The organism is Bacteroidia bacterium (assembly GCA_037045145.1).
Taxonomy (GTDB): domain Bacteria; phylum Bacteroidota; class Bacteroidia; order AKYH767-A; family OLB10; genus OLB10.
Window position 1 is genome coordinate 388,865 of record JBAOIA010000012.1, and the last position, 14,504, is coordinate 403,368.

Annotated in this window: 14 protein-coding genes; 8 read left to right on the forward strand and 6 right to left on the reverse strand. The window is 36.6% G+C overall.

Going from position 1 to position 14,504, the window contains the following annotated elements; genetic code table 11:
* Window positions 1-9: 9 nt before the first annotated feature.
* From V9G42_11035 to V9G42_11045, 3 genes are read right to left on the reverse strand one after another with little or no spacing between them, the layout of a single operon-like run.
* Window positions 10-939 carry a glycosyltransferase family 2 protein gene (locus V9G42_11035; GenBank protein MEI2759951.1) on the reverse strand — a complete coding sequence of 310 codons (930 nt, stop codon included), beginning with the start codon at window positions 937-939 and terminating at the stop codon, window positions 10-12.
* A 28-nt stretch (window positions 940-967) separates the two neighbouring features.
* Window positions 968-1,549, reverse strand: coding sequence for a tRNA-(ms[2]io[6]A)-hydroxylase (locus V9G42_11040; protein MEI2759952.1), 582 nt, complete (start codon window positions 1,547-1,549; stop codon window positions 968-970).
* 5 nt (window positions 1,550-1,554) lie between these two features.
* The gene (locus V9G42_11045; protein ID MEI2759953.1) at window positions 1,555-3,063 is read right to left on the reverse strand and encodes an OstA-like protein; all 1,509 of its coding nucleotides are present in this window, start codon (window positions 3,061-3,063) and stop codon (window positions 1,555-1,557) included.
* 284 nt (window positions 3,064-3,347) lie between these two features.
* On the opposite strand from V9G42_11045, the gene V9G42_11050 reads away from it, so the two are divergent.
* The 7 genes from V9G42_11050 to V9G42_11080 all read left to right on the forward strand — a co-directional run bounded on the left by V9G42_11050 (window position 3,348) and on the right by V9G42_11080 (window position 10,423).
* The gene (locus tag V9G42_11050; protein MEI2759954.1) at window positions 3,348-3,683 is read left to right on the forward strand and encodes a hypothetical protein; all 336 of its coding nucleotides are present in this window, start codon (window positions 3,348-3,350) and stop codon (window positions 3,681-3,683) included.
* A 7-nt stretch (window positions 3,684-3,690) separates the two neighbouring features.
* The gene (locus V9G42_11055; GenBank protein ID MEI2759955.1) at window positions 3,691-4,002 is read left to right on the forward strand and encodes a cell division protein ZapA; all 312 of its coding nucleotides are present in this window, start codon (window positions 3,691-3,693) and stop codon (window positions 4,000-4,002) included.
* Between the two features lie 165 nt (window positions 4,003-4,167).
* Window positions 4,168-5,727, forward strand: coding sequence for a ribonuclease Y (gene rny / locus V9G42_11060; GenBank protein MEI2759956.1), 1,560 nt, complete (start codon window positions 4,168-4,170; stop codon window positions 5,725-5,727).
* 209 nt (window positions 5,728-5,936) lie between these two features.
* Window positions 5,937-6,743 (forward strand): oligosaccharide flippase family protein, encoded by an 807-nt coding sequence (locus V9G42_11065; protein ID MEI2759957.1) that lies wholly within the window; start codon window positions 5,937-5,939, stop codon window positions 6,741-6,743.
* Between the two features lie 48 nt (window positions 6,744-6,791).
* Window positions 6,792-8,096, forward strand: coding sequence for an O-antigen ligase family protein (locus V9G42_11070; protein MEI2759958.1), 1,305 nt, complete (start codon window positions 6,792-6,794; stop codon window positions 8,094-8,096).
* Window positions 8,097-8,099: 3 nt separating this feature from the next.
* Window positions 8,100-9,179, forward strand: a complete 1,080-nt coding sequence (locus V9G42_11075; GenBank protein MEI2759959.1) for a glycosyltransferase family 4 protein — start codon at window positions 8,100-8,102, stop codon at window positions 9,177-9,179.
* An 11-nt stretch (window positions 9,180-9,190) separates the two neighbouring features.
* Window positions 9,191-10,423, forward strand: coding sequence for a glycosyltransferase family 4 protein (locus V9G42_11080; GenBank protein ID MEI2759960.1), 1,233 nt, complete (start codon window positions 9,191-9,193; stop codon window positions 10,421-10,423).
* Between the two features lie 365 nt (window positions 10,424-10,788).
* Here the strand turns inward: V9G42_11080 and V9G42_11085 are convergent, their stop codons facing one another.
* The 3 genes from V9G42_11085 to V9G42_11095 are packed head-to-tail and all read right to left on the reverse strand — an operon-like array spanning window position 10,789 to window position 13,841.
* Window positions 10,789-11,133 carry a translation initiation factor gene (locus V9G42_11085; protein ID MEI2759961.1) on the reverse strand — a complete coding sequence of 115 codons (345 nt, stop codon included), beginning with the start codon at window positions 11,131-11,133 and terminating at the stop codon, window positions 10,789-10,791.
* Between the two features lies 1 nt (window position 11,134).
* Window positions 11,135-12,007, reverse strand: a complete 873-nt coding sequence (locus V9G42_11090) for a diacylglycerol kinase family protein (GenBank protein MEI2759962.1) — start codon at window positions 12,005-12,007, stop codon at window positions 11,135-11,137.
* Entirely contained in the window at window positions 12,000-13,841 is a 1,842-nt protein-coding gene (locus V9G42_11095; GenBank protein MEI2759963.1) for a sulfatase-like hydrolase/transferase, read from the reverse strand. The genes V9G42_11090 and V9G42_11095 overlap by 8 nt, the downstream gene beginning before the upstream one ends.
* Before the next feature lie 167 nt (window positions 13,842-14,008).
* Between V9G42_11095 and V9G42_11100 the strand changes: the two genes are divergently transcribed.
* The gene (locus tag V9G42_11100) at window positions 14,009-14,428 is read left to right on the forward strand and encodes a hypothetical protein (protein MEI2759964.1); all 420 of its coding nucleotides are present in this window, start codon (window positions 14,009-14,011) and stop codon (window positions 14,426-14,428) included.
* The last annotated feature ends 76 nt before the right edge of the window (window positions 14,429-14,504 follow it).

Below are 14,504 nucleotides of genomic sequence, written 5' to 3' on the forward strand. Positions count from 1 at the left end.
TTTATGCTATCATGATTGTATGTTGGTATCTTGCACAACATATAATGGTCTGTTTCTGATATTGGCACTCATGCGGCTGATGTATTCTCCAATGATTCCAATACAAATAAGTTGTACCCCTCCAAGAAATAAGACAGCAATCATTATAGATGTCCATCCCTGCACATAATCTTTAATGATAAAGCGTGAGTAAAGTGCATACAATATCCAGATAAAAGAAATAAAAGAAACTACAAAGCCACTGGCAGTAGCAAATTTTAATGGAGCTGTTGAAAATGAGGTAATCCCATCAATAGCAAAACGCATCATTTTTCTGTAGGTATAACCTGTTTCGCCAGCATGCCGCTCTTTGCGGTCGTATTCTACAAAGGTTTGCCTGAAACCAATCCAGGGTATTTGTCCACGCAAATATTTCTGTTGCTCAGGCATGTGTTTAAGCACATCAACGATTTTACGATCCATAATGCGGAAATCTCCGGTGTCAACAGGAATTTCTACAGAGGTAATTCGGGCAAGTATTCTATAAAAAATTTTTGCTGTAAATTTTTTTATAAAGTTTTCGCCATCTCTGCTTTTCCGTTTTGCATAAACAACCTCAAATCCCTCTTTCATTTTTTGATACATTTCCTGAATCAACTCCGGTGGGTCTTGCAAGTCGGCATCAATAATGGCTACAGCATTTCCGGTACAAAAATCCAGTCCTGCACTAACAGCAATTTGATGTCCAAAGTTGCGGCTGAAGTTTATATAGTAAACATGTTGGTCATTTGCAGCAAGTGCCTTTACCATTGAAAGGCTATTGTCGCGGCTGCCATCATTAATAAATATAAGTTCATAACTGTTGCTGATTTTTGAAACAACAGAAGTGAGACTTTCATGTAACAGATGGATGTTGTTCTCTTCATTATAAATAGGAATAATAATCGAAATATCTTTCATAACACTGTTTGTCTTACTTTCATTTAAATTAACCGTGCACAGTCTCCTTCTTACCAAATTGAGCAATAATCTCTGCCTCAAATGCAAGATATTCCTCCCAACGTTTTTCTACATCATCATCTGTTGCATGCTCTCTTGCAAAGTTTATAAATGTTGTGTAGTGATTGGCTTCACTTATCATCAACTCCCGATAAAATGCGGCAAGGTCATTGTCTTTTATGTTTTCACTTAGCACTTTGAATCTTTCGCAACTGCGTGCTTCTATCATTGCGGCAAAAAGCAGATGGTCAACCATTCGCTGGTTACGGGTTCCTCCTTTGCGCTGAAACTGATAAATACGGTTCACATAATCATCTTTTCTCTCGGGACCCAAAGTCCAGCCACGCTGTTCCATTTTCTCAACCACCATTCTGAAATGCTCCATTTCTTCTCTGGCAATATCACATAATACTTTCACCATTTCTGTATATTCCGGAAAACGAACAATCAGGGATATGGCATTGCTTGCAGCCTTCTGCTCACACCAGGCATGGTCAGTAAGAATTTCAGGAATATTTGTCTCAACTATATTTACCCATCGTGGGTCTGTTGGTAATTTAAGTTTAAACATTTGTACTAATTTTTTCTAAAAATATCATTCTTGTCCACAGGGCGCTTACTTTCCTGCCAGTTAAACCCTTTTAACATCAGCTCTGAGGCTGCAAGTTCGCCAATTGGATAAAATGTTGCATCAGGTTTTTCTATAAGTTTAAGTTTACTGATTTTGCTATCTTTAATTATTATAATCATGTTACTACAGTCGGCACGATTGACTCCTGTTAGTTCGTTCTTTTTATTTCTAGCAAAATAAATACTCTGACCATTGCCGAAAACATCAATTTTACTCAACATATTGTCTTTAAAATGTCCAACCATGGTTTTTCCTCTAAGTTGATTAAACCGAATGCTGTCTTCTTTAGAGGTAATAAATGCAGACTGATTAAGAAACAATTTTTGAATACCGGCAGAAGTAATAAGCATTGAAATAGAATCTGCAGTAAGCTGATTGGCTTCATTCCACATCACCGGATTGTGATATAAATTCAACATGCTGTCTGCAGCAGTGTATATCAGAGAATCACAAGTTGCCTGCAAGTCTTTCTTATACATTCTAACATTGTGGTAAACCGCATAAGAAATTGCTTTTCCTGTTGAATCAAACAATGATGTAAGACTGTCGCCATGCATATACAAACTGTCTTTTTCAAACATCCTAGTCATCAGTAAATTGCCAGTCATAAAAGAATTGCCCCTCTTCCCATTATAATATCCATAGTCAGAATTGACAACGATTTTTTCTGTTGTATCCGTAATGCTAACATTTTTAAATGCTTCTCCGGCTGAGGACTTATTGTCAAAAAACATACTGTCGCCTTTAAGAATTTGATTTTTATTCTGAACAAAAGCATTTTTACTGAAGAAGGCTTTATCGGTCATCGTATTGTACCACCCGTTCTCACAGTAAATAACGGAACTGTCGTTTGAACGAATATAACATGGGCCATAAAATTCGGCAACCTTATTAACCGTTCCATAAACCAGGGTGTCGGTTTCCATTCTATATCCGGGATGCTTCAATACAACATCTTTCTTAAATGCTAATTTTTTCTGATTACTAAAGTACGTGCCAAAGCGACTGGTTAAAGTATCCGCGCCATCAACAATCCGACCGCCATCAACATAATCTGCAATACCTGTATCAAGATTATAGTTGAGGTTTTGTGAAACAAGAGTCATTTTTCTGTCGCTAAAAATAATGTTGTTGAGTAAACGCGCTTGTCTGCTGTTGCCATTATACTTTAAAATGTCACCAGTTAGACTAATGGTATCGCCTTGTTCAATCCGCACATTCCCAAAAGCATCCATACTGTTTGTTGCAGCATAGAGATAGGCACTGTCGCAATACATAAATGTGTTTTCTTGCTTAAAAACCACTTCTCCTAAAAGACGTCTTACATCTTTACCCAAAGCATCATCACCTTCCAAAGTATTGGCATGTACCAATTCTATTTTTGAAGGAGTTTTTTGAGCCTGAGCAATTAAAATTACAGAAGCAAAAAGGAATGTGAAAAAATACTTAGTCATGAAGTTGGCAAAAATAAGAGGTTTCAACTAAACCGGAAGATAGCGATGTTTAACACAATAACATCTATTATTTCGTACAAACAACTGTTTTACAAATAAATAACTTCAATTACTTAAACAGAGTTATAACAAACAATTACAATCCAAAGTATTATGTTTTAAGGACAGTTGCCCTTATTTTGAATAATTAACAAAGTGTTGTTGCTAATTTTTAGTTTGATGAGGTCGTAATACAATCAGGAATAATATTTTTACTGAATCAAAAACCATTTAATCAAATAATTATGGATCAGCAATTCGAAAAAATCAAAGCTATTGAATCAAAAATTCAAAAACTAATTGAACTCAATAAAAACCTGGCAGAAGAAAAAGCCATGTATGAAGATGAAAACCGTCAATTGACAGAGCAGGTTAAAAGCCTTACAGAAAAGATGCGCCACCATGAGCAAAAGATTGATATGCAGGGGCAACAGTTGACTCAGTTGGAGGAAACAAATAAATCACTTAATTTAGCCACCAACGAAACAACAGAAACAAAAGAAGAGAATAAATTTTTGAAATCAAGAATTGACGAATACGTGCAGGAGATTGACAAGTGTCTTGCATTATTGGATAAGTAAGAATAAAATGGAAACGGTATCCATGCTTATAAATGTCGGCAACAGACAACTGAACCTAAAGGTTCCTGCAGCCGATCAAGAGAATATCTTAAAAGCTGAAAAGCTTTTAAATGATAAAATTGCTGCATTACGTAAATCTTATGCAGTTAATGACAATCAGGATATTCTGGCAATGTGTGCATTTAGTATTGCCGGAGAACTCATAAGCCAACAGGCTTCCGGCAAGAAATCAGAAAATACTCGTATGGAAAAACTGGAGTCGCTGGATGCATTATTAAACGGTTTTCTGGCGCAGCCGGAGTTGTTTAATAAATACTAAAGAACCATAATCATTGCTGTGCATTGCTGTGCAGCTTGTTCATTCGGCTTTTTCAAAAACGTTAAACTGAATTCAAATCTTTAGCCTTAAGATTGGTTTCGTGTTTTGCAGAATGAAAGTTTAACAAAAAATCCCTATGGGGATATAAAATTATTTTATTAAAAAATGGATCCAATAATCATAGGAGTTGGAATAGGTGCGGCATTGATAGCAGCAATTATAACCTTCCTCGTAACAAAAAAGAACAATGCTGTAATAGTAGGTGCAGCTCAACAACAGGCGGATACGCTGATAAAGGAAGCAGAAGCTAAAGGTGAGGTTATTAAAAAAGATAAACTTCTTGAAGCAAAAGAAAAATTTTTCCAGCTAAAATCAGAGCATGAGAAGATGATTGCTGAAAAAGACAAGAAAATTTCTGACTCAGAAAACCGTATCAAACAAAAAGAGCGTGAACTGAATCAAAAACTTGAACAAAACTCTCGCAAACATCAGGAGTATGAAGCCTTGCAGAGCAACCTCAAAGGACAGATGCAGATTGTAGAAGCCCGTAAGCAGGAAGTTGACAAATCACTTCAAAAGCATGTTCAGGCTCTTGAAAAAATTGCAGGCATCAGCCAGGATGAAGCCAAAACGCAGTTAATGGAAACACTCAAAGCCGAAGCCCGCACTCATGCACAATCTTATATCAAAGAGATTATGGATGAAGCTAAATTAACTGCCAATAAAGAAGCAAAACGCATCATCATTCAAAGCATTCAGCGTGTGGCAACAGAGCATGCTGTTGAAAATTCTGTTACTGTTTTCAATCTTGAGAACGATGACGTAAAAGGCCGTGTAATTGGTCGCGAAGGAAGAAACATCAGAGCACTTGAAGCTGCAACAGGAATAGAAATTATTGTTGACGATACTCCCGAAGCAATTATTCTGAGTGGCTTCGATCCTGTCAGACGCGAGTTAGCACGACTTGCGCTGCATCAGTTGGTGAGTGACGGACGTATTCACCCTGCACGAATTGAAGAAGTGGTGAATAAAGTACGCAAGCAACTTGAAGAAGAAATTATAGAAACCGGGAAACGCACCTGTATTGACTTAGGAATTCACGGTCTTGCACCTGAATTGATTCGCATGGTAGGCAGAATGAAATACCGATCTTCTTATGGTCAAAATTTGTTACAACACTCACGTGAGGTTGCCAACCTTTGTGCCATTATGGCCAGTGAATTGGGATTAAATGCCAAGCTTGCCAAACGTGCAGGCCTATTACATGATATAGGAAAAGTGCCTGACGATGAGCCTGAATTACCACATGCAATTCTCGGAATGAAACTTGCCGAAAAGAATAAAGAAAATGCTGAAGTATGCAATGCCATTGGTGCTCACCACGATGAAATTGAAATGACAAGCCTTATCAGCCCTATCATTCAGGTTTGTGACGCCATATCAGGTGCGCGCCCGGGTGCAAGACGCGAAATAGTTGAGCAATACATCAAACGACTAAAAGACCTCGAAGCACTTGCCCTCTCCTATCCCGGTGTAGAGAAATCATTTGCCATACAAGCAGGACGTGAATTGCGTGTTATAGTTGAAAGCGAAAAAGTTAGTGACCAGCAAGCCGATACACTCAGCTTCGACCTGGCACAAAGAATTCAGACAGAGATGACCTATCCGGGACAAGTAAAAGTTACGGTTATCCGTGAGAAACGTGCGGTAAATTACGCCAAGTAACAGCCTTCAGGCAGTTCTCATGGCAGCAACTGAACATAAAACATATTACCGTAATCTGGGAACCCTTATAACGGGTAGCGTCATTGCGCAGCTTATTAGCGTAGCTTTGGCGCCATTATTTTCAAGGCTTTACACTCCCGAAGATTTTGGTCATTTAGCCACTTTCATGAGTTTACTTACCGGACTATCGGTAATCGTTTGTTTGCGATATGATGCAGCCATCGTTCCCAGGGCTTGCAGGTTTTATTTCAATGGGATTGCTTGCAGGCTTTGTTACAGGCGGTGTTGTTGCCTCCATCATGCTATACTTTAATATTCAAAAGCAGTCTGAACCATTTACGCTTGGCTTTGATTTGACTGCATTAAAAAATGTTGCAAAAAAATACGAAGCTTTTCCTAAAGTAAATTTATGGCAATCTATTGCCGATATGCTGCTAATTAACGGAGTCATCTATTTTCTGACTGCATTTTTCAGCCCTGCTGTTGTAGGTCTGTACGGACTTACCATGAGGGTTTTACAAGCTCCATTTAACCTGATAGGATACAGCATGGGACAGGTTTTTATACAGGATGCAGCACATCAGTATAATGAAGGAAAAAATATTCAGCCCATTATTAAAAAATCTATTCAACGCACTGCTTTCATAGCTATACCAATTGTGTTACCATTAATTTTAGCAGGGCCACAACTTTTTGCTTTTGTCTTTGGCGAAAATTGGCGGCAGTCAGGCGAGTATGCTCAAATACTTGCTCCCTGGTTTTTTCTTGACTTTATCAGAACACCATTGGGGCAGATTCCTATCATCATGGGCAAGCAAAAACGACAATTCACAATAACAATTGCCGGAAATATTTTGATGGTAATTTCTTTGTTGTTAGGTGGCTTTTATTTTAATAATCCATTGCTTGTGGTCACCTTATTTACAGCACTTCAATCGCTATATCTCATTTATGTCATTTATTGGATCTATAGCATTTCTGGTGTAACCTCAGAAATCAGGGATGATTCAAGGTAATTCTCTACCCCTGCTATAACCTTATTTTTATTTTTGCAGTTCAAGACAATGACTGTTACTCCCAATAGCATACCGGCCAACAACACGTATCAACTGCTTCAAAAGATTTTATGCTTCTGCCTGGCAATTACATCTTTTATGGCAGTGCCTTACTCTAAAAGTATTGCATTCGACTGGTTTATTCAACTGCCCGGAAGTTATAAGATTAGTCTTTTTAACTTAGTAGAAATAATAAGTTTCTCAACTGCTTTTTTCATAATCAGGCTTCGGGTTTTAGCAGGTATTGAAAGAAGAATTCTGATTGCCCTCTTACTAGTAATGGCAACCCGAGTAATTTCTCTGCTCTTTGCAAAACAATATGAATCCATTCAATATTTCAGCATTCTGAGGTTTGCCGAAGTTTTATTAGGATTAATTATCCTGACCAACCTGTTGCAATCTAAAGCCAACAGAAATATTTTTATTGCTGGATTGGCATGTGGGTTATTGATTGAATGTTTTCTTGGCTTAAACATGGTCATTCAAACAGGAGGACATCTAAGAGGCATTTTCTTCGGAATACCATCATATCAGATGATGGTGCTTTTCATTCTGTTTTTATTCTTACTTACAAAATCACAGAATTTAATTATTTTAATATTTGCCATTAATATTTTACTTACCGGAATAATGGCTACACAAACACGTGCAGCATTAATCCAATTAGCAGTAGGCATGATTGTAGTTATCATAATTGCCTATAAACAAGGTTTCTTTAAAAGATTTGCTATAACTTTAGTAGTTGTTACTATTGTTCATAGCATTACACTTTATTCCATGCAATCAGTTATCAGTGCAGCAAAGGAACGATTTGAAGATGCTATCAAAGAAGGAAAAATTCACTTAGAAGAAGACGAACATTCAGTTGGCGGTGGCACCATTCAATATAGATTGTATTTATGGGATAAAAGTATTGGAGCCTTTCTTAGCCATCCTGTAACCGGTATTGGAAGCGGCAGCTTCCCTCGACAGTTAGATTCACTACCTCAAAAATTCGGAGTGCAATTAGAACGTAATGATAAAAATCTACCACTGAGTACACATAATACATTTTTAGGAGTGTTGGCAGAAACAGGAATAGTTGGCATTACAGCATATTTTTTCTGGCTTAGTTGTATAATAATTTTGATTATAAAATATTACCGTTCTTCAAGCCATAGGAGTTTTGAAACTGCAGTAGCAATCATGTTAGGAATATTTATTTTTTCAGATTTTTGGTCACAACAGTCTTTTCTTCCCAACATGACATATCTGACCGCCTATTTACTTGCTTCATTACGCAGCGAAAATTATAATCCACTACCATCCTCATAAGCTATGAAGATTTTGCTGCTTGCTAATGCAGACTCTATCCACACCAAAAAATGGTGCATAGCACTTGCTGAAAGAGGCTTTGAGATTGCAGTCTTTTCTATGAGCCCGACTGATACTCTTTGGATAAACGAAAAGAATATAAAACTGTTTGTAAATAATCGCTCCAAAAAAGGTGAACATCATTTATCTAAAATAACCTATCTCGCAGCATTACCTGCTTTAAGTAAAGTAATCAGACAATTTAAACCCGATATAGTACATGCACATTATGCAACAAGTTATGGATTGCTTGGCTATCTTTCAAAATTTAAACCGTTCTATATTTCAGTTTGGGGAAGTGACATTATTGATTTTCCACGTAAAAGTTTTTTTCATAAACTGCTCTTGCAAAAAATCCTTAAAAGCTCTGATAAGCTAATGTGTTCAAGCCAATACCTAAAACGTCAATTAAACGACCTAGTATCTAAAGAAGTTAAAGTTATACCCTTTGGAGTTGACACAAAATTATTCAGACCAACTACTTCTGATAAAAGATTTTCAGGTATTACAATTGGAATCATTAAGTCGCTTGAACCGGTTTACAATATTCCTCTTGTAATTGAAGCATTAAATATCCTGAAAAACAAATATAAAATTGACAATTGCAAATTACTGATTGTTGGTGGTGGCTCTTTAGAAAGTAAGCTCAAACAACAAGTAAACAATTTAGGTTTAGGTAATGATGTCATATTTACCGGAAAGGTAGAACAAAATAAAGTTGTAGAATATCATAATGCCATTGATATCTTTATAAATGTCTCTGTGTATGAAAGCCTGGGCGTTTCTGTTCTCGAAGCTTCAGCTTGTGAAAAGCCTGTTATTGCAACAAACGTGGGTGGGCTTTGCGAAGTTGTTGAAGATAATAAAACCGGTTTCTTAATTGATGAGGTAACTCCAGAAAAACTTGCTGAAAAAATATTATTCCTTATCAACCATCCGGAAAAGAGAAACGAGATGGGCGTGAATGGAAGAATCTATGTTATCAAATATTTTGAGTGGGAACAAAGCATTAACCAAATGGTAAATGAATACCTCAATAATTAACTTTGCCATCCATGAAATTCACCATCCTTACTCAATATTACCCTCCTGAGACTGGCGCTCCGCAAAATCGCCTTTCAGACCTTGCGTTACAGTTAAAAAATGAAGGACATGAAATAACCGTTCTTACAGCAATGCCTAATTATCCGCAGAATCAAATTCACGCCAACTATAAAGGCCAGTATTTTATTTCAGAGAGCATTAATGAAATTGTAATTCTCAGAAGTTGGATATATGTCGGCAAAAGCCGCTCTGTTATTCCGCGACTGTTTAATTATTTTTCGTTTGTGATTTCTTCGTTCATCTGGGGCATTTTAAAACTTAAAAAACAGGATATCATCATTTGTGAAAGTCCTCCTTTGTTTTTAGGACTAACAGGGTGGCTCCTCTCCAGAATAAAAAGATCAAAATTTATTTTTAACATCTCCGATCTCTGGCCTGAGTCAGCCGAAAAACTTGGTGTCATTACCAATAAATCTCTTTTGAAGATGGCTGAGCGTCTTGAACTTTTTCTTTATAGAAAATCTTTTCTGATTACCGGACAAACACAGGGTATCATTCAAAACATTAAAGAGCGAACACATTTAGAGAACCTGCATTGGCTACCCAATGGAATTTCTGATGATGTGGTTAATTTAAATCTCAACAAGGGCGAATGTCGCAAGAATTTCAATCTTTCAGATGATAGTTTTATTTTTAGCTATACAGGCGTGATGGGCCATGCACAAGGATTGGAAATTATCATTCATGCAGCAGAAAAATTTATTTCCAAAAATGTAATTATAATCTTTTGTGGTGATGGTCCTGAGTTGGAAAGTTTGAAAACATTAGCAGATAAATCTGGTTTAAATAATTTTATTTTTACCGGTGCAGTTGACAAAAAAGTCGCACTACAAGTAGTTGCTGCCTCCGATGCTGCAATTATTCCTCTCAAACGTCTTGATCTTTTTAAAGGCGCTATTCCATCTAAAATTTTCGAAAACTGTGCACTCGGGAAACCTATTTTATTAGGCGTTGATGGCGAAGCAAGAGAGTTATTTATCAATCAGGCGAATGCAGGAATTTATTTTGAGCCGGAAAATGTAAATGAACTGTCTTCTGCCATGGAAAACCTTTATGAAAACAAAACACTATGCACAACATTAGGGAAAAACGGAAAACAATTTGTGTTAAGCAAATTTTCAAGAAAACAGATTGCAGTTGATTTTTTAGAGGTCCTGAAAAAAAAACAATCCGCTGAATTATAACTAAAAGTGTTTTTCACATAGAAATATGACCTACACTGCTTTGAAGATGCTTCTCATAAAATAATTTATCTCTTAAAAAATACTCAATTTTGAGTATAATCATAGTAATTGTCAGATTCTTAAATTAACTATTTTTAGAGGTAAAATCAGCCAAAAATACTTTTACCAAATAAAACACGCCATTCACCAAAAAGTATTTTGTATAATTGATGAAACTTTATTTCTTTGTTTTCGTTGAAATTTATTCAACATTACTAGGTCGAGTGGCCGAGAGTATAGGCAAAAGTCCGCAAGACTTTTTACAGTAGTTCAAATCTACTCTCGACCTCAAAAAAGCCGTCAGTTTACTGATGGCTTTTTTTATACTATCCTCCTGCTTTTTTTACCTTGTATCCTGCGGCTAATAATAAATCAAAAACTTTTTCTCTTTGATCTCCCTGTATAATAATTTCACCATCTTTAAAAGTTCCTCCTGTACCACATTTTGTTTTTAACATCTTTGTGAGTTTTTCAATATCTTCCTCTTTTCCTACAAATCCTTTTATCAGTGTCACAGTTTTTCCGCCACGTTGCTTACTGTCTCTCATAACTCTTAAATCCTGCTGTGCCGGTGCCGGTGTAACAGATTCAATGTTGTTATTGTTGTTGAATTTAAAATCAGGATTGGTGCTGTAAACAATTCCTGAGCTTTCGTTTTTCTTCTTTGACATTTTATGGAATAATAATATTTAATGATTGCGGAATTATCTGTACTTCAACAGAAGAGACCATCCCTGCAGGTTCGCCATCAATATGCAATGGCTGAGCATTATTAAATTGTGCTGAATATTTTTTTGCCTTTATGCACTTGTAACTATTGGATGTTCCTAATTTACCATTGAACATTTTAACTGCAAAAGGTATCATTTGCATTATAGAAGGTCGCTTTACAAGTACAATATCAAGCAAGCCATCGTTGACCTGTGCATGAGGTGCAATGCGTGCATTATTGCCAAACTGCGAGCTGTTGGCTATGCACATCATCCATGCTCTTTGTTGCTTCCCTTCTACATCAATAAATTTCATTTCTTCAAAGTCAGAAATACTTCGTATAACAGTATTGATGTAAGACTTCAACCCTCTAACTTTTAGCGCTGCAAAACGATGTGCCACAAGTGCATCAAAACCTACTCCTACAAGGTTTACGGCAAACCTGCCATTAACCAAAAAGGTATCAATTGCAACTTGCTTTCCTTCAATCAATAATGCAATAGCTTTTTTATAATCCATTGGTATGCGTAAATGTCGGGCAAGTCCATTTCCTGATCCGGTTGGTATAATAGCCAAAGCCGTTTCACTATCCTTCAATACTTGTGCAGTTTCGTTTACAGTACCATCGCCACCAACGCAAACAACCAAATTCACTTTATCTCTTACAGCTTCTGCTGCAAGTGTAGTTGCATGTCCTGCAAATTCAGTCTTCTTAAAGACACTTTCAATTGCATACTTACTGAGCGTTTCATTAGCAACAGCAACAATATTCTCATTGAGCCCATGCCCTGCTATGGGATTTAAAATAAACATTACACGCTTGCCGCTACTCATCTTCTGTAAGTTTATTGTGAATCATGCTTCTGTTATACAAACTAACAAATACTTTTAATGTGTTTGAAGCTTCTGCAGAATCGTTCACTGCTTTTGCATTACGCAGTACAAAATGATACTCTGAGTCAAAGTCTGTAACAGAAATGCTGTTGTTGGTAATCAACTGATAGGAGCCATCAAGAAAACTAACCGCAAAACGGATGCTTACAGTTTTATCGAAAATACTATTGCCGAAAAACTTAAAACTGTCCGGATAATGCAAATAATTTAATACCCCGGGAACTATATCGGTATGTTGCGTAACATTTTCATACTGCCCTTGTAGCAGGCTGTCATCAGGAGCAAAATACACAATTGGAACTTCGTAAATTCCTGTTCGTGTTTGATACTGACTTACCACTGAAGGCCCTGTATGATCTGCTGTAATAATAAAAAGTGTGTTATGATACCATGATTGTTTTTTAGCACAATCAAAATATTGCTGAAGTGCATAATCGGCATATCGCACCGACTGATGTATTGGCTGCTCACCTTCTTTAAATCTTGAATTGTATTGAGGCGGTATTGCATAAGGATGATGTGATGAAAGTGAAAAAATGGTGGCAACAAAAGGTTGTTTTTGTTTATTTAATTCATGACAAAAAAACTGAAAGAATGGTTCATCATAAACCCCCCATGTACCATCATAATCTTTGTCGCCATATTCATTTCTTCCAACATAATGATCATACCCGGCCATTTTGGTAAAATTCTCAAAACCCATTGTGCCATTATTCCCTCCATGATAAAACGAAGAAGTATAACCATATTTTTTTAGCAGAAAAGGCAGACTATTCAGGTTATTACTATTGTATTGCCCACTGATGTATGGAGTGTTCATTAATGCGGGAATTCCTGAAACAATACCCGGTATGCCTTCAATAGATTTCTTGCCATTGGCAAAGGCATTGGTACACGTTAAACTGTGCTGCATTAATGAGTCTAAAAACGGTGTATAACCCTTGCCCTGATTAAAATAACCTGTATATTCTTTACCAAAACTTTCCATGATAATTAATACCACATTCATTGGTTTAAATACTCCTGAGTTTGCATAACTATGCTGCGGATTGAAGTATGTCAAATCTGAAGGAATCTTCTTGTCAAAGTCGTAGTTCTTCAGTTCATCTTTTCCAATTGTTTTCAGGATGGTAAATGTGGTGTTGAGTACTGTTGCTACATTCTGATTGCTTGTATAGCGTGCTGCAGTTAGTACTGAAATAGGTTTGTACTGTAATCCACCTCTGAATAAAAGAACTGTTAAACCAATGGTAACTGCAATTTCAACAAACCACCATCTGCTTTTTCCTGTTCTCTGTTTTATGAACCACAGAAATGACTTATAAAGTACAACAGAAAGAATCAGAAATCCGGTTAACAGCCCCCAATAGTCGCGTAACAACGATGGTAACATATTGAAGAAATCATCGCCTAACATGGCTACACCAAAAAAATCGGCAGTAGTACGTTTTTGTGTAAAATGAAAATAACCGACATCAATTAGGTTAAAAAGCAGAAATGGGAGATTTGAGAGTAAGAACAATGATGTAATTACAATTCTTGCTGATTTTTGATGAAACTTAAGCGGCAATAGTAATATGACTGAAACAAGCACGTTTGTTATAAAAATAGCACTAAGGTCAAAGCGAAGACCGGCAAAAAGCACCATTAAAATTTCTGTGGGGCTATTTAGACTGAAAGAACTAAAGTTTAGAATGACAAAGGAAATGCGTAATAACGAATATACCGCAATCAGGAATGCCCATAAAAACAATACAATTTTTCTGTTCGACATGCAGTCGGCAAATATAACTTATAGGCATTGTAACCATTAAAAGCAGATGACTTTAGTGTTAATAACCATTAACTTTAAGCTGTTAATATCTAATATCAAAAAAATATTGAAAACCTGCCTATTAAAGTATTAATTTCGCCACAAATTTCAATCAATTCAATAAAAAAATGAAAAAATCACTACTAGCGCTATCTGTAGCAGGCCTATTTCTGCTGAGCGCCTGCGGACCAAGCGCAGAAGAGAAAGCCGCTGAGGCAAAAAGAGTACAAGATTCTATTGACGCTGTAAATGCTGCAGCTGCTGAGAAAGCCTATCAGGACTCAATGGCCATGGTTGCAGAAGCACAAGCTGCTGCCGAAAAAGCTGCACAAGATTCTATTGCTGCTGCTGAAGAAGCTGCTAAAGGTAAAAAAGGGGCCACTAAACCTGCTTCAAAACCTGCAAAAGAAGAGCCTAAGAAAGTTGAACCACAGAAACAAGGCGGTTCTTTGAAAGATAAGGTTGGCGCTGAAACAAAAAATGCTACAGATGCAGGAAAGAAAGAAGGTGAAAATGCACCTAAGAAGCTTAAAGATAAATTGAAATAATTTTATTTTAAGTAATAGATAAAAAAGGCTGCCCAAAAGGGTAGCTTTTTTTTTATGGTCATACTCTAATAATATT